The sequence below is a fragment of the Conchiformibius kuhniae DSM 17694 genome (genome assembly GCF_000428785.1).
Classification (GTDB): domain Bacteria; phylum Pseudomonadota; class Gammaproteobacteria; order Burkholderiales; family Neisseriaceae; genus Conchiformibius; species Conchiformibius kuhniae.
In genome coordinates this window covers 1-20,060 of sequence record NZ_AUAP01000012.1, presented here as the reverse complement: position 1 = coordinate 20,060, position 20,060 = coordinate 1, and the positions used below count along the sequence as shown (strand labels likewise).

The window sequence follows — 20,060 nt, the reverse complement described above, 5'->3', positions numbered from 1 at the left end:
AGTGGAAACATGATTCCGCTCCTTTGGGGTTACGGTGCAACGGTTTGGCGTTTTGCGCCGAATACGCCGCCCACTTGGTCTTTGCCGTTTTGTTTGCTGTGGATGGTGCCGCCGATTTCCGCCGCATCGGGGCCGTAAAATGCGCCGTTGATATCGGCATCAATGTGGACGATGGCGGCACTGCCCGTGCTTTTCGGGTCAAGATTAAAGCCTTTTTCGGCAGTCTCGGCAGTGCCGCTAAAACCGTTGCCGTTAATTTTGCCTTCCAGTTTGAAAGCGGGAAAGGCATCGGCACTGCCTTCGCCAATCAGCTTGCCGGTGAAGCGTTTTTCTTTGAAATCAAAATCAAACAAGGCACGGCTGCCGCCTGCACCGTTGCCCGCATCGGTGCTCCAGCCGCGCTGGTCTTTGCTTAAAATTTTTGCCGACCACGTGCCGCGATAATGCGCCGTGCCGCTTTTTTGGGCGACTTCGGCAAGGGGCGTGCGCTCGCCGTTGAAAAAATACGCGCCTTCCGTGCCTTTGCCGTAGCTGCCGAATGCCAGATAATCCAAATTGCCGCAGCAAACATGCACGTTCAGGCTGCCTGAAGTCCCCAAATCATGTGTACGGCTGTGGACAAACGGACGGCTGCCGTCTTGTGCGGGCGCAAGTGCAAACGCTTTGCCGTCCAGCACCAGCGTGTGGGCGTTGCCGAAGGTGTCGCCGCTTGTTTTTGCCAAGTTGTTCAAATCAATGCGTTCGGCATCAAACGCGCTTTCCGTTGCCGCGCCCTCATCGCGTTTGGCGGCAAACACGCCGAACAGCGAGTGGTCGTCTGCCAAAAATTTGCCTGCGAGTTCTTCGGCATTCGGGCCGAAAAAACCGCCTTCCAGCGTGTTGGCGTGGCTGCCGAAATACGGGTCGTCCGTATCCGAAGCGGTAACGCTGCCGCGAAAACGGTTGCCCGACAATTTGGCATTCACGCGGTAGCGTTCGGTGATTTCCTGTTTTTTGTCCCTGATGACGGGGTGGTTGCGCAACAGTTTGCCGGTCATGGTTTTGGCGGCGAAATCCACTTCAAATTCGCTGCTGTGCGCCACCGCGCCTTTGCCGGGGTCGGTGTTTACATTTTCGTATTCGTCCAGCGAAGTCGCCCCGTAGTTGCTGCCGATGCCGGAAGTACCGCCAAAAGTACCGCGTTTGCGTCCGCGCTTGGCATTGGTCACGAAATCCCAAGTGCCGTTGTAGCGCACGGCGGCGGCGGGCAGACTTTTGGACGGCTGCGTGCCGTGGTAATACACATGCCCCAGTTGCCCCGTATACACTTTTTTCACATCATTGGGAATGTTGGGGTCGGCTTCAATGATTTGAAACGTCGCCGCCGTGTCCACCACCCAACCCGAACGCACATAGCGCAGGTTGCGTTGGCGCGGTGCGCCGAAATTGTCGTGCGAATGCAGCAAAACTTCTTTGGAGCGGGAAGGGTGGGCGTCCAATGCATCTTTCAAGGGCAGTGTGCCGAACGCATTGTCCAGTGCCAAGATGTCTTGCGGACGGATGTCGGCTTGTTCCTGATTGTAACTGCCCGCGATGCCGGAGGATTTGCGCGGAATTTTGGCGGCAAAGCCCAAACCGGGCTGCATCAGCGCCGCCAACTGCGCTTCGCGTTCGCGGGGCGTGGTTTGTTCGTCATTGTAGGCGGCGGGCGGTTTCGGCGGCGCGGGCGGGGGCGTGGTGCGGACATCGTCCAAATCGAAACTGCCCTTATTGTTGGCACATGCGCCCAACAACACAACACAGCAGCACCAAGCGGCGAAGCGGAAATTTCCTTTCATTAGCGTTTCCTTTCTTGTGCTTCATTTCGGATAAAACCCCGCCGGAAGCGGCGGCGCGGCATCTTGTTGCCAAGACAAATAAAAATCATTCACAATTAAGTATAATTTGAGTGTTGCGTTTTGTAAACAGAATGTAAAGTTTGGTTGTTTAAAAATTTGCTTTTTCAAAAAAATTAAAATCAGCCCGAGTATCGGCAAAATGGGCGGCACAAAAACGGCGATATGCGCAAACAGATGGTGCCCCACCAAGGGCAGCACAGTTTGGAATAAAAGTTCAAAAATTTTAAAGGTTTTGTTTTGCATGGACAATTTGCGGTAATAAGAATGGTTATCAATACTTGATTGAAAACGTTGGTTTTTTTATGCCCCCGTTTGGCACAGATAACTTTCAAAAACCGCACAAATTCGTTAAAATTGACGGTTACTCAATTTAACACTCGGCAGGTACGCAACGATGTTGGCAAACTATTTTCCCGTGCTGGTATTTTTGATTGTCGGCTTGGCGGCGGGCATCTTGTTCATTACATTGGGTAATGTGCTGGGGCCCAAACGCCACTACGCCGAAAAAGACACCCCGTTCGAATGCGGCTTCGAGGCATTTGAAAACGCGCGTATGAAATTTGACGTGCGCTATTACTTGGTGGCGATTTTGTTTATTTTGTTTGATTTGGAAGTGGCGTTTATGATTCCGTGGGCGGTGGTGTTTAAAGACCTGATGGCGGAAACGGGCGCGTATGCTTTCTGGTCGATGTTCGTGTTCATCGTGATTTTGACGGTGGGCTTTGTTTACGAATGGAAAAAAGGTGCGCTGGAATGGGAATAGAAGGCGTTTTGAATAAAGGCTTCGTAACCGCCAGCGCGGATACGGTGCTCAACTATGTCCGCACCGGTTCGCTGTGGCCGGTTACTTTCGGATTGGCATGCTGCGCGGTGGAAATGATGCAGGCAGGCGCGTCCCGCTACGACCTCGACCGCTTCGGCATCATCTTCCGACCCTCGCCGCGCCAATCGGATTTGATGATTGTCGCCGGCACGCTGTGCAACAAAATGGCACCCGCCCTGCGCCGCGTTTACGACCAAATGGCCGAGCCGCGCTGGGTGTTGTCGATGGGTTCGTGCGCCAACGGCGGCGGCTACTACCACTATTCCTATTCGGTGGTGCGCGGCTGCGACCGCATCGTGCCGGTGGACGTGTACGTTCCGGGCTGCCCCCCCACCGCCGAAGCCCTGATTTACGGTTTGATTCAGCTTCAGGGCAAAATCAAACGCACCTACACCATTGCCCGCCACTGATTCGGGCGCAAACACACCTAAAGGACAAAGCAATGAAATTCGGCTTGACCATCGTGTCGGCGGTAACGGCATTATCGGTGCTGTTGGTGGCGGTCATCATGCACGGCAGCATGGATTGGGCGGGCTTTTTGTGGCTGCCAAGCATCGCGCTGGCTGCCTGCAGCACGGCAGTATCTCTGTACTGGCTGCTGTGCCACAGCCGCAAACAAGGCGGAATTTTATTTGTCATCAACCTGTTGGCTTTAGGCTATGTGTGTACGCCGTTTTTGTTGGCATAAATGAAGGAACAAACCATGCACCCCAAGACTTTGGCGCAAACCGTTCAAACCATTTTGGGCGACAAAGCCGATAAAGTCATTTTGGCTTTGGACGAAGTAACGGTTGAATGCACGCCCGCACGTTATCTGGACGTGATGACCACCCTGCGCGACCACGAAGAACTGCACTTTGAATCGCTGGTGGATTTGTGCGGCGCCGATTACAGCACCTACAAAAACCAAGAATGGCAGGGCAAACGCTTTGCCGTTATCAGCCAGCTTTTGTCGGTGAAAAACAACCAGCGCGTGCGCGTGCGCGTGTGGGCGGACGATGACAACCTGCCTTTGGTGGAATCGGTGGTTGGCATTTACAACAGCGCCGATTGGTACGAGCGTGAAGCCTTTGATTTATACGGAATCATTTTCAACAACCACCCCGATTTGCGCCGCATTCTCACCGATTACGGCTTTGTCGGACACCCCTTCCGCAAAGACTTCCCGATTTCCGGCTATGTGGAAATGCGTTACGATGAAACCGAAAAACGCGTGATTTACCAACCCGTTACCATCGAGCCGCGCGAAATCACCCCGCGCATCGTCCGTGAGGAGACCTACGGTGGCTAAACTGCGAAACTACACCATCAACTTCGGCCCGCAACACCCCGCCGCACACGGCGTTTTGCGGATGATTTTGGAACTGGAGGGCGAAACCATCGTCCGCGCCGACCCGCACATCGGGCTGCTGCATCGCGGCACCGAAAAGCTGGCCGAAACCCGCACCTATCTGCAGGCTCTGCCGTATATGGACAGATTGGACTACGTATCCATGATGTGCAACGAACAGGCGTATTGCTTGGCGGTGGAAAAACTGGCGGGCATCGATGTGCCGGAACGGGCGCAGTATATCCGCGTGATGTTTGCCGAAGTTACCCGCATTCTCAATCACTTGATGGGCATCGGCTCGCACGCGCTGGACATCGGCGCGATGACGATTTTCCTGTATGCTTTCCGCGAGCGCGAAGAGCTGATGGATTTGTATGAAGCCGTTTCCGGTGCGCGTATGCACGCCGCGTATTTCCGTCCGGGCGGTGTGTACCGCGACCTGCCCGACTTTATGCCCAAATACGAATCCAGCAAATTCCGCAACGCCAAAGTGTTGAAAAAACTCAACGAAGCCCGTGAAGGCACGATGCTGGACTTTATTGAAGCGTTTACCGAGCGTTTCCCCGCCTGCGTGGACGAATACGAAAGCCTGCTTACCGACAACCGCATTTGGAAACAGCGCACGGTCGGCATCGGTGTGGTGTCGCCGGAACGCGCCCTGCAAAAAGGCTTTACCGGCGTGATGCTGCGCGGTTCGGGCATCGAGTGGGACATTCGCAAAAAAGCCCCGTATGACGCTTATGCGAAAGTGGATTTTGACATTCCCGTAGGCTTGAACGGCGATTGTTACGACCGTTATTTGTGCCGCATCAACGAGATGCGCGAGTCCAACCGCATTATCAAACAATGCGTGCAATGGCTGCGCGACAATCCGGGCCCCGTGATTACCGAAAACCAAAAATTCGCCCCCGCCAAGCGCACTGAAATGAAAACGGGCATGGAAGATTTGATTCACCATTTCAAACTGTTTACCGAAGGCATGCACGTTCCCGAGGGCGAAACCTACACCGCCATCGAGCACCCCAAAGGCGAGTTTGGCATTTACATGATTTCGGACGGCGCGAACAAACCCTACCGCCTGAAAATCCGCGCCCCCGGTTTCGCGCATTTGCAGGGCATGGACGAAATGGCACGCGGGCATATGCTGGCGGACGTGGTGGCGATTATTGGCACGCAGGACATTGTATTCGGAGAGGTGGACAGATAATGTTATCGGCAGAATCTTTACGGCAAATTGATGTGGAGCTGGCGAAATATCCCGCCGACCAACGCCGCAGCGCGGTAATGGGCGCGTTGCGTATCGCGCAAACCGAACTGGGCTGGCTGAAACCCGAAACCATTGAATTTGTGGCGCAATACATTGGTATCGCCCCGATTGCCGCCTATGAAGTCGCCACCTTTTACAATATGTACGACCTGAAACCTGTCGGTAAATACAAGCTGACGGTTTGCACCAATCTGCCGTGCGCCTTGCGCGGCGGGGTGCATGCGGGCGAGTATTTGAAACAAAAACTCGGCATCGGCTACGGCGAAACCACCGCAGACGGCAAATACACGCTGGTGGAGGGCGAGTGCATGGGCGCGTGCGGCGATGCGCCGGTGATGCTGGTGAACAACCATAAAATGTGCAGCTTTATGACCGAAGAAGCGATTGAGAAAAAATTGGCGGAATTGCAGTAGGGTGTAGGTTGGGTTGGAAACCCAACATTCTTTCAAAATTGAAGAAATGTTTTGTCGGGTTTGGCGAACCAACCTACTCAAGTAGTGATGCATAATAAAACCATTGTTGTTTGTTTTGTGTGTTGTTCAAGTATGTTGTCGGGCTGGTTATCCCAAACCAGTCAGGCGAAAAATACGCTGCCATACAAACAAGTAGCTATGAAAATCCAAGAAGATAAAGATGCATTTGGGCAATTCAGATATTTGGGGCAAGCCCATTGCTTGGATAAGCAATACCATTTTGTTGATAATCAGATATTTCAGCAAAGTTATATCGGTTTGTACAATTTGATGCACCCTTTACCGCGATTGTTTGATTCTAAAAAATTAATTGCCGTTTATGATGATTTTGAGCACAAACATGCAATAAGGTTTGAAGGCTTTGATGTTATCGAGCAATGTCGGCAGCAATATGATTTGGAAGCGGTGCGGCAAGTGTATATTGAGGCGGTCAGTAACCATAAAAATTATTATTCGCCTGATGAGGAAGACATGGAAGGACATATGGTGGATTATTTGAAATCGGGGCAGTTGAATGTTTGCCGTTTTACGGATTGTTAAGCAGTAATTCAGGCTGCCTGAAAATTTAAGGAAACAAAATCATGGACTTTTGGCAAGGTTTTATTTTGATTACCGGCGTGCATCTGCTGGCGGCGATGTCGCCCGGCCCCGATTTTGTTTTCGTTTCCCAGCAAACGCTCGGGCGCGGCCGCCGCATCGGGCTGCTGACCAGCATCGGCATCGCCTTGGGCTTGGGCGTGCATATTGCCTATTCGGTGTTGGGCATGGCGGTGCTGATTGCATCGTCTGCGTGGCTGATGACGGCGGTAAAAATCATCGGCGGCGCCTATTTGATTTATTTGGGGATTCAAGGTTTACGCGCCCGCCCGCGCGATGCCGCCGCCTTGTCCGCCGCGCCGCTTGCACCGCAAGCCGCGTCTGCCGCTTTGTGGAAAGGCTTTTTGTGCAATGTGTTGAACCCCAAAGCCCCCGTGTATTTCGTGTCGCTGTTTACGGTGGTGCTGTCGCCCGAAATGCCCGTGTGGCAGTTGGCGGCTTACGGCGCGTGGATGATGCTGCTGCAACTGGCGTGGTTTGCGGCGGTGGTTTGGCTGCTGTCGGTGCCGCGCATCAACCGCCGTTTCCAAACGGCGGGACATTGGATTGACCGCATACTCGGCGCGGCGATGGCGGGCTTGGGCGTGAAAGTGATGAGCAATTAAGATAAACAAAGGCGGCGTTTTTTCAGGCTGCCTGAAAACCAGTAGGCAAAGAAAATGGCAATTTACCAATCCGGCGTGATTTTTGAAAATGTTGATACCCGCAGCCCCGACTGCTGGACGCTTGAAGCCTACCGCGCGCGCGGCGGCTACCAAGCCCTGCGCAAAATCTTGAGCGAAAACATGGCGCAAAACGATGTGATTGACGAAGTGAAAACATCGGCATTGCGCGGGCGCGGCGGCGCGGGCTTTCCCACCGGTTTGAAATGGAGCTTTATGCCGCGTTCCTTTCCGGGCGCGAAATACGTTGTCTGCAACACGGACGAGGGCGAGCCGGGCACGTTTAAAGACCGCGACATCATCAATTTCAACCCCCACGCCCTGATTGAAGGCATGATTATCGCCGGTTACGCCATGGGCGCGGAAGCAGGCTACAACTACATTCACGGCGAAATTTTTGAAGGATTCCAACGCTTTGAAGCGGCGTTGGCGGAAGCGCGCGCGGCAGGCTTTTTGGGACAAAAGATTTTGGGTTCGGATTTTTCGTTTGAACTCTACGCCCATCACGGCTACGGCGCATACATCTGCGGCGAGGAAACCGCGCTGCTGGAATCGCTGGAAGGCAAAAAAGGGCAACCGCGCTTCAAACCGCCGTTTCCCGCATCGTTCGGCTTGTACGGTAAGCCCACCACCATCAACAACACGGAAACCTTTGCGTCCGTGCCGTTCATTATCCGCGATGGCGGCAAAAAATTTCTGGAGCAGGGCGTGGAGGGCGCGGGCGGTACCAAACTGTTTTCCATTTCCGGCCATGTGGAACGCCCCGGCAACTACGAAGTGCCGCTCGGCACACCCTTTGCCAAATTGCTGGAAATGGCTGGCGGCATGAAAAACGGCAAAAAACTCAAAGCCGTGATTCCGGGCGGCTCGTCCGCGCCCGTGCTGCCTGCCGATATTATGATGGAACTGACGATGGATTACGATGCCATCGCCAAAGCCGGTTCCATGCTCGGTTCGGGCGCGGTGATTGTGATGGACGAAGATGTGTGCATGGTTAAGGCATTGGAACGTTTGAGCTATTTTTATCACGAAGAATCCTGCGGACAATGCACGCCCTGCCGCGAGGGGACGGGCTGGCTGTACCGCATCGTCCACCGTATCGCCACCGGCAAAGGGCGCAAGGAAGATTTGGAACTGCTGGATTCCATCGGCAACAATATGGCGGGGCGCACCATTTGCGCTTTGGCGGACGCGGCGGTGTTCCCCGTGCGCAGCTTTACCAAGCATTTCCGCCATGAGTTTGAACACTATATCGAGCATGGCAAACCGATTAAAGAGCATAAATGGTGTTGATTATTAGGGTCGCTCTCAGTTTATGATACTTTTTAAAATGGAAGGATTGTAAAAATGAAAAAATCTTCATTTGGCAGTATTCAAAAAGGGATTTTGACGACTGATTGCGACCAAATCAAAATACACTATAAATCTTTATCAAGGCTTGATATTGCCAATTTAAGGAATGTTTTGCGCAATACTTTGGCAATGATGCCAAGTCAGAAGTTTGAATATAGTTCTCATGTGAATGATAAAGTTAGAAATAAAGAAGTTAGTTTGGAAAGTGAAATAATCCAGAGTACTTTAGATGTTTTCTTATCAAATTCTGATGGTAGTTCGAATTGCCTTATTGAATATAATGAGAAGAGTGAAAATAATAAGATACGGTACAGAAGGATTTTGTTAAGGAGTTTGGTAACCAAGCTGGTTGACATAAAGGATAACGGCGAAATAAAGTGTAATTATTGTTTTGTTATCAATATTGATACGGGACGTGTAGTTACAGTATATTGGAATAAAGCATCGGACAGCCATGATAGCTTGGACGAATCAATTTATCAGGAGCCATGTGTTGCTAAAGGATTGGGTATTAAGAGCAACATTAAAGATGTTGGCAGTATGTCAGGCAGCCTGAAAACCGAATAAAAAAATTGTTAAATTAAAATCGTAACTAGGAACGACCATGTTACAAATTGAAATCGACGGCAAACAAATTGCGGTCAAGCAGGGCGTAACGGTGATGGAAGCCGCGCACCAGCTCGGCACCTATATCCCGCATTTTTGCTACCACAAAAAATTGTCCATCGCCGCCAACTGCCGCATGTGCTTGGTGGAGGTGGAAAAAGCCCCCAAACCCCTGCCTGCCTGCGCCACGCCGGTAACGGACGGCATGGTGGTGCATACCCATTCGCCCAAAGCCAAACAAGCGCAACAGGGCGTGATGGAATTTCTGCTCATCAACCACCCGCTCGACTGCCCCATTTGCGACCAAGGCGGCGAATGCCAGCTTCAGGATTTGGCGGTGGGCTACGGCAAATCGTCCAGCCGCTACAAAGAAGCCAAACGCAGCGTGGTCGGCAAAGACATGGGGCCTTTGGTGTCCGCAGCCGAAATGAGCCGTTGCATACACTGCACCCGTTGCGTGCGCTTCACCGAAGAAGTGGCGGGCGTGCAGGAAATCGGTATGGCGAACCGTGGAGAGTTTTCCGAAATCATGCCTTTTATCGGCAAGGCGGTGGAAACCGAATTGTCGGGCAATGTGATTGATTTGTGTCCCGTGGGTGCATTGACCAGCAAACCGTTCCGTTACGATGCGCGTTCTTGGGAAATGTCGCGCCGCAAAACCGTATCGGCGCACGATGCTTTGGGCAGCAATCTGATTGTCCAAACCAAAGACCACACCGTGCGCCGCGTGTTGCCGCTTGAAAACGAAGCGATTAACGAATGCTGGATTAGCGACCGCGACCGTTTTGCCTATGAAGGTCTGTATCACGAAAGCCGTTTGAAAACGCCGAAAATCAAACACGGCGGCGAGTGGCACGAAGTGGATTGGCAAACGGCTTTGGAATACGTCCGCAAAACGCTGGACTGCATCGCCCGCGAAGACGGTAAAGATGCCATCGGCATTTGGGCGAACCCGATGAATACGGTGGAAGAGCTGTATTTGGCGAAAAAACTGGCAGCAGGTTTGGGCATCAACAGCTTGGACAGCCGTTTGCGCCAGCAGGACAACCGTCTTGCAGGCAGCCTGAAAGGGGTGCAGTGGCTCGGACAAAGCATCGAGCAGCTTGCCGCTTGCGATGCGGTGCTGGTGGTGGGCGCGAATTTGCGTAAGGAACAGCCCCTGCTTACCGCCCGTTTGCGCCGTTCCGCCAAAAACGGCATGGCATTGAGCGTGGTGGGTGCGGTGAAAGAAGAATTGCACATGCCCTTGCTGGCGCAGGAAACCGTCCACCCCGACCAATGGGCGTCGTATTTGGAAAGCCTGTGCGCCAATGCCGACAATGCGGTGGCGGGCAGCCTGAAAAACGCGCAAACCGCCGCCGTGGTCTTGGGCGCAGACGTGCAAAACCACCCCGACTACGCCGCCGTGTATGCTGCCGCACAACGTTTGGCGGCGGCAGCCAATGCCACTTTGGGCATTCTGCCGCAAGCTGCCAACAGTGTCGGTGCCGATGTGCTCGGCTTTGTGCCGCAAGAAGGCGGTGCCGATTTTCCCGCCATGCTTGCCGAGCCGAAAAAAGCCATATTGCTGCTGAATGTCGAACCCGAAATCGACACGGCGGCGGGCGCGCGTGCCGTCCATGCCCTGCAACAGGCACAAAGCGTGATGGCATTTACCGCATTTGAAAGCGACACCCTGCGCGAAGTCTGCGACATTCTGCTGCCGGTTGCCCCGTTTACCGAAACGGCGGGCAGCTTCATCAACATGGAAGGCAAAGTGCAGTCCTTTCACGGCGTGGTCAAAGGCTACGGCGATTCGCGCCCCCTGTGGAAAATCTTGCGCGTGTTGGGCAATGTATTTGAATTGCAAGGATTTGACTTTGACAGCAGCGAACAAGTGCTGGCAGAAGCCTTGGGGGCGCAAACGCTTGCCGAACGTTTGGACAACCACAGCACTTGGCGCGGCACGGCGGCTTTCCGCGCCCCGCGCCTGCTGCGTACCGGCGGCGTGGGCATCTACCACAGCGACCCGATTGTGCGCCGCGCCGCGTCCCTGCAACGCACCTCCCACGCCGCCGCGCCCGATGCGCGGGCGCACCGCGACACCTTGGCGGCACTGGGCTTGGCAGACGGAGACCGCGCAAGCGTCCGTCATGGCGGCGAAACCGTCTGCCTGACCGTGCGTACCGACAACACCCTGCCCGCACACACCCTGTACCTGCCCGTACACACCGCCAATGCCGCATTGGGCGGCATGCTCGACGTGCTGACTTTAGGAAAGGCTGAATAATCATGCAAGAATGGTTCCAAGCCCTGTTGGGCAACGAAATCGGCTTAATCGTTTCCATTTTGTTGAAAATCGTGATGATTTTGCTGCCCCTGATTCTCACGGTGGCGTATCTGACTTATTTCGAACGCAAAGTCATCGGCTATATGCAGCTGCGTGTCGGTCCCAACGTAACCGGTCCCTACGGACTGATTCAGCCCTTTGCGGACGTGTTGAAACTGCTGTTTAAAGAAGTAACGCGCCCGTCCGTGTCCAACAAAGCCCTGTTTTACATCGGCCCGATGATGTCGCTGATGCCCGCGTTTGCGGCGTGGGCGGTGATTCCGTTTTCCGATGAATGGCTGCTCACCAACGTGGACGCGGGATTGCTGTATATTCTGATGATTACTTCGCTGTCGGTGTACGGCGTGATTATCGCGGGCTGGGCGTCCAACTCCAAATATTCCTTTTTGGGCGCGATGCGTTCTTCCGCGCAAACCATTTCCTACGAAATCGCAATGGGCGCGGCATTGGTGTGCGTGGTGATGGTTTCAGGCAGCATGAATTTTAACGACATTGTCGCGGCGCAAGCCAAAGGCATTGCCGGCGGTTCCATCTTTTCTTGGAACTGGTTTGCGCTGTTCCCCGTGTTTTTGGTGTACCTGATTTCCGCCGTTGCCGAAACCAACCGCGCCCCGTTTGACGTGGCGGAGGGCGAATCGGAAATCGTGGCGGGTTTCCATGTGGAATATTCGGGCTTTGCCTTTGCGCTGTTTTTCCTTGCCGAATACATCTTTATGATTTTAATCGGCGCACTCACCGCGATTATGTTTTTGGGCGGCTGGCTGTCGCCGTTTCCGCAAAGCTGGGGCATCATCGGCGCACCGAGCGCGTTTTGGATGTTCCTGAAAATGGCATTGATTTTGTACGGCTATTTGTGGATTCGCGCCACTTTCCCGCGCTACCGCTACGACCAAATTATGCGTTTGGGCTGGAAAGTGCTGATTCCGGTAACTTTTGTTTGCATCGTGTTGCTGGGTTTGTGGATGATTTCGCCGTTGAGCTTGTGGAAGTAAGCATACTGTTTTCGGTGGCGTTGGATTTTTCCAAACACCGTTGCACCAATGCGGTCATTCACAGCGACCAAACGGGTATTTTGCCGCCACCCCAAACCTTGCAAATTGCAAAATATCCTGATGACACGGGTTCTTACTTGTTTTATTTGGATAAAGACGGGATAGAGCAAACCGATACTTACCACGACAGTTTGGACGCGGCTTTTGCACAAGCCGAATTGGAGTTTGGCGTGAAACCTGAAGAATGGACAACAGCATGAATCAAACGGTTTCCGATTTGCCCACTTTGCTGCAAACCATGCAGCCCGTGTTGCGAGAAGGCATTTATTGTTTTAGCGCATTGTCTGATGATGTGGTTTTGCCGCATAATGAAATCATTGTATTGGTGCGCGAAGCCGAAGGCGTGTCGGTGATTGTGCACGAACAAGCGGCGCGGTGCTACGGCTTGCAATATGCATTTCGGGCAGCATGGATAACGCTTAATGTGTATTCGGATTTGCAAGCGGTGGGTTTGACGGCGGCGGTGGCACAGGCTTTGGCGCAAGCGGGAATTGCCTGTAATGTGGTGGCGGGTTTGCATCACGACCATGTGTTTGTGCCGCATCATCAGGCAAATGCCGCGATGAGTGCTTTAACAGCATTGCAGCAAACTGCTTGTCAGGCAGCCTGAAACTAAGTTTTTTAATTAAAGATGATTTCGCCCTTGAGTCTGTGGTCGTAGTTGATGAGATTACATTGAAATTTGAAAGCTTACCATTAATGGCATGCAATAATTAAGTACCTTGAGACAAGAGAATATGTTTTTTTCTATTGAAAAAGATTGCAAAATAACAAAGCTGAAGGTACTTTTATGTATTGATAGATTAATTGTCTATTATGGTGGAGAGGCAATATGGTTTTACAAAAAACAGTTTTTCGTATCCCACAAATGGATTGTTCTTGTGAAGAGCAGTTAATTCGCATGAAATTAGATGCGGTGGTTGAAGTTAAAAAACTTCAGTTTAATTTATCAAATAAAACCTTAACGGTGTACCATGAAGATGGTGGTAAATCTGTTTTAGAGCATCTACAAACATTGGGCTGGGACATTCAATGTATTGAGCACACGCGGGTTGATTCAGTAGAGATTCCTGTTGAGCAACAACAGAAAAAGTTGTTGTATGTGGTGTTAGTCATTAATTTTGTGTTCTTTCTGATTGAAAGTATTGCAGGGTGGTGGTCACATTCAGTAGGTTTGATAGCAGATAGTTTAGACATGTTGGCAGACAGCTTGGTTTATGTTATGGCTCTATTAGCTGTGGGTAAAAGTACAATTTATAAGAAAAATATTGCGTATTGGGCTGGGTGGTTTCAGATAACTTTAGCTGTAATGGGTCTTATAGAAGTGTTAAAACGATTTTGGGGTTTTGAGATGTTACCTGATTTTAAAATGATGATGTGGGTGTCATGTTTGGCTTTAATGGCTAACGTAGTGTGTTTGTATTTATTGCGCCAAAATGGTAGTCAAGAAGAACATATGCAGGCTAGTATGATTTTTACTTCTAATGATGTATTGGTAAATTTGGGAGTGATTGTGGCAGGTGCTTTGGTATTATGGTGGCAATCACCCTATCCAGATTTAATTGTTGGTGTCATTGTATTTGCATGGGTAATTTTAGGTGCAATTAGAATATTGAAATTGGCACGATGAATAGAACGAAGCATTTGACGGCAGTCAGCTGAATTTGTATGCAGAATAATTTTTGAAGGAATATCATGGAAGCGATTTGTTTAATAAACAATTTTTGATTAACCAAAATAAATTTTTAATTAAAAGAAAGCTATCCGCAACAATAGGGTAGGATGTAATTATGGCAAATTTAGTCAAAACCTTTTTGCTCGGCGAGCTGGTAAAAGGCATGGGCGTTACGCTCAAAAACTTTTTCGCCCGCAAAGAAACCATTATGTTTCCCGAAGAAAAAACACCGCAATCGGTGCGTTTTCGGGGTTTGCACGCGCAACGGCGTTACCCCAACGGCGAAGAACGCTGCATTGCCTGCAAGTTGTGCGAAGCCGTGTGTCCGGCGATGGCGATTAACATCGAATCCGAACAGCGCGAAGACGGTACGCGCCGCACCACCCGTTACGACATCGATTTGACCAAGTGCATTTTCTGCGGCTTTTGCGAAGAGGCTTGCCCCGTAGATGCCATTGTGGAAACGCATATTTTTGAGTATCACGGCGAAAAACGCGGCGATTTGCACTTTACCAAACCCATGCTGCTGGCAGTCGGCGACCGCTACGAAGCCGAAATCGCCAAACGCAAAGCCGCAGATGCGCCGTACCGCTAGGAGTGTGTGATGACTTTTTCCCTAATCATGTTTTATGTGCTGGCGGCGGTAATCCTGTTCGGCGCGTTGAAAACCGTTACCGCCAAAAACCCCGTCCACGCATCGCTGTATCTGGTGCTGACGTTCTGTATGAGCGCAATGATGTGGATGCTGATGCAGGCGGAGTTTTTGGGCATCACGCTGGTGGTGGTGTATGTGGGCGCGGTGATGGTGTTGTTCCTGTTTGTGGTGATGATGCTCAACATCGACGTGGAAGAAATGCGCAAAGGCTTTTGGCGCAACGCACCCGCCGCGCTGACAGTGGGCGTGCTGATGGCATTGGTGCTGATTTTGATTTTGCTCGCGCCCGAAACCAAATTGTCGGCGTTTGGCGAAATGAACGATGTGCCTGCCGATTACAGCAATGTGCGCGATTTGGGACGGCAGATTTACACCACTTACCTGCTGCCGTTTGAACTGGCGGCGGTGCTGCTGGTGCTGGGCATGGTGGCGGCGATTGCGCTGGTGCACCGCAAATCCGACAATCCCAAATACATCAATCCTGCCGACCAAGTGAAAGTGGACGCGAAACAAGGGCGTTTGCGTATGGTGAAAATGGCGGCGGAAGTGCCGCAACAACCGGAAGAAGGGGACAAAGCATGATTACCATCAATCATTATTTGGTGTTGGCGGCCTTGCTGTTCGGCATCAGCGCGATGGGGATTTTTATGAACCGCAAAAACGTGCTGGTGCTGCTGATGTCCATCGAGCTGATGCTGCTGGCGGTGAATTTCAACTTTATCGCGTTTTCGCAGTATTTGGGCGACACGGCGGGGCAGGTGTTTGTGTTTTTCGTGCTGACGGTGGCGGCGGCGGAAAGCGCGATTGGTTTGGCGATTATGGTCTTGGTGTTCCGCAACCGCAAAACCATTAACGTTACCGAGCTGAATACGCTGAAGGGTTAAACGGTAGGTTGGGTTAGGCATTGCCTTAACCCAACGCAACAATGGCATAATGGTCTGATTCCCAACCTGCGTTTGCTGGCTGAAAATCCAAAACCAAAGGAGCAATAAAATGGATTTGGCAACATTGGCTTATTGGGGAAAAAACATTACCGGCGGTTTGGCAATAGGGTATGCGTGCTATGTTTGGCTGATTAAAAAAATAAGTAAAGCAGCCGAAACCTATCCCGATTTGAAAATCGCCATTCCTGAAGACGTACCCGTCAGTGCTGTATTTCAAGAATGGTGCAGGCAAACCGGCTATGAATTTTCGCCTGATGATAAACGCTATTATTACAATGGCGGCTGGTGGGAAGATGGTGCGATGCTGGCTTTCTCGCATGAGAGGGGGCGATTGTTTTTACATGCATTTGCCATGTCAAAAACGCTGGAAGGCAAAATCTTTTTTGCTTTGAATGCGCCCGTGTGGATTGCAAAACAGAAACGCAGGAACAAACTCAAACAGTTGAACAAGCTGTTGCGGCATTGGCAGATTGAGCCAATAAAAATGAAATAATTGCTTATTTTTCAGGCAGCCTGAAACCGGAAAAGTTTTAAATTAAAGGGTTCATAAAATGAACGACATGACTTTATATCTCATCATCGCGCTCACGCCTTTGGCGGGTTCCCTGCTGGCGGGCTTGTTCGGCAACCAAATCGGGCGGCGCGGCGCACATTGCGCCACCATCGCCGGCGTATTGGTGTCCGCGCTGCTGTCGGCGTATGTGTTGTGCGGCTTTATCAACGGCACGCGCAGCAAGTTTGACGAAAACGTCTATACTTGGCTGACGATGGGCGGTACCGATTTTTCGGTAGGCTTTTTGGTGGACGGGCTGACCGCCATGATGATGGTGGTGGTAACCAGCGTGTCGCTGATGGTGCATATCTACACCATCGGCTACATGCACGATGAAAAAACCGGCTACCAACGCTTTTTCAGCTATATTTCCCTGTTTACCTTCAGCATGTTGATGCTGGTGATGAGCAACAACTTCATTCAGCTTTTCTTCGGCTGGGAAGCGGTGGGCTTGGTGTCCTATCTGCTCATCGGTTTCTACTTCAAACGCGACAGCGCGATTTTCGCCAATCTGAAAGCGTTTTTGGTAAACCGTGTCGGCGACTTTGGCTTTTTGCTCGGCATCGGCTTGGTGCTGGCGTATTTCGGCGGCAGCCTGCGTTATCAGGACGTGTTTGCCAACCTGCCGCAAGTGGCGAACCTGTCGTTTCTCGGCACGGACTTGATTACCGTAACCTGCCTGCTGCTGTTTGTCGGCGCGATGGGCAAATCGGCGCAATTCCCCCTGCACGTTTGGCTGCCCGATTCCATGGAAGGCCCGACCCCGATTTCCGCGCTGATTCACGCGGCAACCATGGTAACGGCAGGCTTGTTTATGGTGTCGCGCATGTCGCCCATGTATGAAATGAGCAGTACCGCCTTGAGCGTGATTATGGTGATTGGCGCGGTTACTGCCCTGTTTATGGGCTTTTTGGGTACGATTCAAAACGACATCAAGCGCGTGATTGCCTATTCCACCTTGTCGCAACTGGGTTATATGACCGTTGCGCTGGGCGTGTCGGCGTATTCCATCGCCATGTTCCATGTGATGACCCACGCCTTTTTCAAAGCCCTGTTGTTTTTGGCGGCAGGCAGCGTGATTATCGGCATGCACCACGACCAAGACATGCGCAATATGGGCAATCTGCGCAAATATATGCCGATTACTTGGCTGACCATGCTGATTGGCAATCTGTCGCTGATTGGCACGCCCTTGTTTTCCGGTTTCTATTCAAAAGATTCCATTATTGAAGCCGTGCATGCCAGCACATTGCCCGGAAGCGGCTTTGCCTATTTTGCGGTGTTGGCAAGCGTGTTTGTTACCGCGTTTTACGCATTCCGCCAATACTTTATCGTATTTCACGGGCCGGAACGCTGGCGCGAAGCCAAGCACGACCATCATCATGACGACCACGGCCACCATCACGGCTTGTCCCCCAAAGACAATCCGCACGAAAGCCCTTGGGTGGTAACTTTCCCTTTGATTTTCTTGGCGGTTCCGTCCGTGCTGATTGGTGCGCTGACCATCGAGCCTTTGCTGTACGGCGACTTTTTGAAAGATGCGGTGTATGTGAATCACGAATTGCACCCCGTGATGCACACCATGAAAGAAGAGTTTCACGGCATTTTCGGCATGGTAGCGCACAGCGTGGCAACGCCCGTGCTGTATTTGGCGATTGGCGGTGTGGCGGCGGCGTGGTTCTTGTATGTGAAAGCCCCGCATCTGCCCGCGCGTATCGCAGAGAAATTTGCGCCCGTGTATAAATTGTTGGACAACAAATATTATTTGGACGTGATTTATTTCAACGTGTTTGCCAAAGGCAGCCGCGCATTGGGTAATTTCTTCTGGAAAGTGGGCGATACCGCGATTATTGACAACGGCATCGTAAACGGCGCAGCGAAAGCGGTAGGTTGCGTAGCGGCGCAGGTTCGCAAGGCACAAACAGGCTTTATCTACACCTATGCGGCGGTGATGGTGGCGGGTGTGTTGGTGCTGGTGGTGGCGTTTTTCTGGAATTTGTGGTTTTAGAAAAAGGGTTTCAGGCAGCCTGAAATTCGGGACTGCCTGAAAATAAGCCTTTAAACGCTGCTGCCGATGAATATCCGATTCAATACGTAGGGAAGCATTTTAAACATCCGTAATACGCAAGAAATTTATTAAAATTATTTTATTGATGATAAAGAAAATACGGGCGGGTTTATTGTATTTTTATCGGGGAACGGTCGTTTTTCATTTCCGGATAGCTACTACTTTAACCAGTTGGAGAAGTCAGTTAGAGGGGGGATAGATTATCAGACAGTTTTAGTTTTTTAGGGGAGTGAAAGGAAATCTGATAAAGATAATTGGCAAAGGTTTTTTATGGATAAAACGACAGTAAAGGGAAAGAAATTAGGAAATAAGGCGAAATTTCTCATATCATCTATTATTTGTGCTGTGTTATTAGCACAGTGTGAATTTGTCCGAGTAATGAGTTCTCAAATTATTATACCTATTAAAGAAGTAGATTTTCCTTTAGGGGAAAATAGGAAAATGAGCTACCACTTTTCTTCTTTTCTGGAGAAAACGTATATTATTAATTTATTATTTGAGATTGAAGTTCCGCGAAATCCTGAAACTATAGAGCCAAGTTTTTCAATGAAAGATATTCCTTTGGATTTGTTTATTCAATGTTTCAAATTAAATGGCAAAGAAGAGAAATTAATGTTTGAAAAGCACTATTTAAGTACACAAGACAGATATGGCGGTAACGGTTGGACACCTAAAAATCCTAAAGTAAATAATGGATTTGGCTATGCTTTTGCATTAGGTGGATTTGATGCTGCCACAGGTCAATATCGCTGTGATTTTTCAGATAAGAGTTCTCCTAATATTAAGCAGGAATTTATTAATAGTTCGGTTTCTATTACTCCACATATTTCCTTTAAATAAGGGATGTAATCATGTCTGGATATAAATTAGCAGTTAAGTTCGCACCTTATGGCACAGAGTATCTCGAGAAAGATGGTTCTGTTACTAAATCTATTGGGCATGTATGGTATGAAGTTTATAAAGATAATGAAAAAATACCAATGATAAGTGCAGGATGGTCTTCTGGAAGGGATAGAAATCCTTTGTCTAAAGAAAGTTGCGGTTTGGATAATCTTAGCAATGAGGATTGGATGCGATATAAAGGTAAAAATATTGCTTCTATTACGGTTGATATTAGTGAAGCACAGGCAATGAAATTAAGTAGAAGCGATTTTCAAGCCAAAGCAATAAATAAGCAGCTTCATAATTTTCGTAAATGTTATGGATTGGCAACTAATAGTTGTATTGATTTTGCAGGTCAAGCATTAGCATATATTGGATTGACAGATGAAAAGGATTTTGATGGTAAAGCGGCATCTCCCATTAATCAAGTAGGTGTTTTTTTAGGGCAAATTGCTAAAAATCGCAGTATGAATGCTGACTTGAAATTAGAGTATTATGGGAAAACGATTGAATTTCAATCAAATGAACGCACAGAAAAAGAAATAGGACAGGTCTTGAGAAAGCATGGATTAGATTTTGATTTAACGGATGAAAATAAAACACAAATTAATCTTGCGGAGACATCATTATCTCCTGCTCAAGATATGGCTAATAAATTATTTGCTGCATACACATCAGGCGATAAAAATGCCTTGTCGTCAGTTGTGACTAATCATGTTTATACACAGCAGCGTAGTCAAGAAGTCAGCGAGCAAGTGCAACAATTAAAAGAAGCCGAGCAACAACGTATGGCTGAACAACTTGTAGAAGTACAGCAAGTAGCACAACAGCGACACAGAATGGTAAGGTCTTAAGATGCACATTGAAGAATTGTATGAAGCTGTAAGTAATATGGCGGTGGTAACGCAACATCT

The 20,060-nt window shown here is 50.2% G+C and carries 24 protein-coding genes; 22 read left to right on the top strand and 2 right to left on the bottom strand.

The window, feature by feature from the left end; genetic code table 11:
• Positions 1-29 precede the first annotated feature (29 nt).
• Complete coding sequence (locus tag G392_RS12245) at positions 30-1,817, bottom strand: transferrin-binding protein-like solute binding protein (RefSeq protein WP_051255602.1); 1,788 nt, start codon at positions 1,815-1,817, stop codon at positions 30-32.
• A 21-nt stretch (positions 1,818-1,838) separates the two neighbouring features.
• The gene (locus G392_RS0105675; RefSeq protein ID WP_027009463.1) at positions 1,839-2,120 is read right to left on the bottom strand and encodes a hypothetical protein; all 282 of its coding nucleotides are present in this window, start codon (positions 2,118-2,120) and stop codon (positions 1,839-1,841) included.
• Positions 2,121-2,271: 151 nt separating this feature from the next.
• Here G392_RS0105675 and G392_RS0105670 point away from each other — a divergent pair, with 151 nt between their 5' ends.
• From G392_RS0105670 to G392_RS0105565, 22 genes are all read left to right on the top strand, one after another.
• Positions 2,272-2,640 carry an NADH-quinone oxidoreductase subunit A gene (locus G392_RS0105670; protein ID WP_027009462.1) on the top strand — a complete coding sequence of 123 codons (369 nt, stop codon included), beginning with the start codon at positions 2,272-2,274 and terminating at the stop codon, positions 2,638-2,640.
• Positions 2,631-3,110: a NuoB/complex I 20 kDa subunit family protein gene (locus G392_RS0105665; RefSeq protein WP_027009461.1), complete on the top strand. Its 480-nt coding sequence runs from the start codon at positions 2,631-2,633 to the stop codon at positions 3,108-3,110. The genes G392_RS0105670 and G392_RS0105665 overlap by 10 nt, the downstream gene beginning before the upstream one ends.
• Positions 3,111-3,142: 32 nt before the next feature.
• Positions 3,143-3,388 carry a hypothetical protein gene (locus G392_RS0105660; protein ID WP_027009460.1) on the top strand — a complete coding sequence of 82 codons (246 nt, stop codon included), beginning with the start codon at positions 3,143-3,145 and terminating at the stop codon, positions 3,386-3,388.
• 15 nt (positions 3,389-3,403) lie between these two features.
• Positions 3,404-3,991: an NADH-quinone oxidoreductase subunit C gene (locus G392_RS0105655; protein WP_027009459.1), complete on the top strand. Its 588-nt coding sequence runs from the start codon at positions 3,404-3,406 to the stop codon at positions 3,989-3,991.
• Positions 3,984-5,237: an NADH dehydrogenase (quinone) subunit D gene (gene nuoD / locus G392_RS0105650; RefSeq protein ID WP_027009458.1), complete on the top strand. Its 1,254-nt coding sequence runs from the start codon at positions 3,984-3,986 to the stop codon at positions 5,235-5,237. The genes G392_RS0105655 and nuoD overlap by 8 nt, the downstream gene beginning before the upstream one ends.
• Complete coding sequence (nuoE, locus tag G392_RS0105645; RefSeq protein ID WP_027009457.1) at positions 5,237-5,710, top strand: NADH-quinone oxidoreductase subunit NuoE; 474 nt, start codon at positions 5,237-5,239, stop codon at positions 5,708-5,710. Before nuoD ends, nuoE begins: the two co-directional genes overlap by 1 nt.
• 87 nt (positions 5,711-5,797) lie before the next feature.
• Entirely contained in the window at positions 5,798-6,310 is a 513-nt protein-coding gene (locus G392_RS0105640; protein WP_156900819.1) for a hypothetical protein, read from the top strand.
• Between the two features lie 41 nt (positions 6,311-6,351).
• Entirely contained in the window at positions 6,352-6,972 is a 621-nt protein-coding gene (locus G392_RS0105635; RefSeq protein WP_027009455.1) for a LysE family translocator, read from the top strand.
• Positions 6,973-7,026: 54 nt separating this feature from the next.
• Positions 7,027-8,322 carry an NADH-quinone oxidoreductase subunit NuoF gene (nuoF, locus tag G392_RS0105630; protein ID WP_027009454.1) on the top strand — a complete coding sequence of 432 codons (1,296 nt, stop codon included), beginning with the start codon at positions 7,027-7,029 and terminating at the stop codon, positions 8,320-8,322.
• 54 nt (positions 8,323-8,376) lie between these two features.
• Positions 8,377-8,949, top strand: coding sequence for a hypothetical protein (locus G392_RS0105625; RefSeq protein ID WP_027009453.1), 573 nt, complete (start codon positions 8,377-8,379; stop codon positions 8,947-8,949).
• A 37-nt stretch (positions 8,950-8,986) separates the two neighbouring features.
• The gene (gene nuoG, locus G392_RS0105620; RefSeq protein ID WP_027009452.1) at positions 8,987-11,257 is read left to right on the top strand and encodes an NADH-quinone oxidoreductase subunit NuoG; all 2,271 of its coding nucleotides are present in this window, start codon (positions 8,987-8,989) and stop codon (positions 11,255-11,257) included.
• A 2-nt stretch (positions 11,258-11,259) separates the two neighbouring features.
• Entirely contained in the window at positions 11,260-12,309 is a 1,050-nt protein-coding gene (gene nuoH / locus G392_RS0105615) for an NADH-quinone oxidoreductase subunit NuoH (RefSeq protein ID WP_027009451.1), read from the top strand.
• Positions 12,300-12,569 (top strand): hypothetical protein, encoded by a 270-nt coding sequence (locus tag G392_RS0105610; RefSeq protein WP_027009450.1) that lies wholly within the window; start codon positions 12,300-12,302, stop codon positions 12,567-12,569. Before nuoH ends, G392_RS0105610 begins: the two co-directional genes overlap by 10 nt.
• Entirely contained in the window at positions 12,566-12,979 is a 414-nt protein-coding gene (locus tag G392_RS0105605; protein WP_027009449.1) for an ACT domain-containing protein, read from the top strand. The genes G392_RS0105610 and G392_RS0105605 overlap by 4 nt, the downstream gene beginning before the upstream one ends.
• 222 nt (positions 12,980-13,201) lie before the next feature.
• Positions 13,202-13,999, top strand: coding sequence for a cation efflux transmembrane domain-containing protein (locus G392_RS0105600; protein WP_027009448.1), 798 nt, complete (start codon positions 13,202-13,204; stop codon positions 13,997-13,999).
• Between the two features lie 160 nt (positions 14,000-14,159).
• Positions 14,160-14,639 (top strand): NADH-quinone oxidoreductase subunit NuoI, encoded by a 480-nt coding sequence (gene nuoI / locus G392_RS0105595; RefSeq protein WP_027009447.1) that lies wholly within the window; start codon positions 14,160-14,162, stop codon positions 14,637-14,639.
• 9 nt (positions 14,640-14,648) lie between these two features.
• Positions 14,649-15,281, top strand: coding sequence for an NADH-quinone oxidoreductase subunit J (locus G392_RS0105590; protein WP_027009446.1), 633 nt, complete (start codon positions 14,649-14,651; stop codon positions 15,279-15,281).
• Entirely contained in the window at positions 15,278-15,583 is a 306-nt protein-coding gene (gene nuoK / locus G392_RS0105585) for an NADH-quinone oxidoreductase subunit NuoK (RefSeq protein WP_027009445.1), read from the top strand. Before G392_RS0105590 ends, nuoK begins: the two co-directional genes overlap by 4 nt.
• Before the next feature lie 109 nt (positions 15,584-15,692).
• Positions 15,693-16,136: a hypothetical protein gene (locus G392_RS0105580; protein WP_027009444.1), complete on the top strand. Its 444-nt coding sequence runs from the start codon at positions 15,693-15,695 to the stop codon at positions 16,134-16,136.
• A gap of 58 nt (positions 16,137-16,194) precedes the next feature.
• Positions 16,195-18,204, top strand: a complete 2,010-nt coding sequence (gene nuoL, locus G392_RS0105575; protein WP_027009443.1) for an NADH-quinone oxidoreductase subunit L — start codon at positions 16,195-16,197, stop codon at positions 18,202-18,204.
• 330 nt (positions 18,205-18,534) lie between these two features.
• On the top strand, positions 18,535-19,104 hold the full coding sequence (locus G392_RS0105570) for a hypothetical protein (RefSeq protein WP_027009442.1): 570 nt from the start codon (positions 18,535-18,537) through the stop codon (positions 19,102-19,104).
• Between the two features lie 11 nt (positions 19,105-19,115).
• Positions 19,116-20,000: a hypothetical protein gene (locus tag G392_RS0105565; protein ID WP_156900818.1), complete on the top strand. Its 885-nt coding sequence runs from the start codon at positions 19,116-19,118 to the stop codon at positions 19,998-20,000.
• The last annotated feature ends 60 nt before the right edge of the window (positions 20,001-20,060 follow it).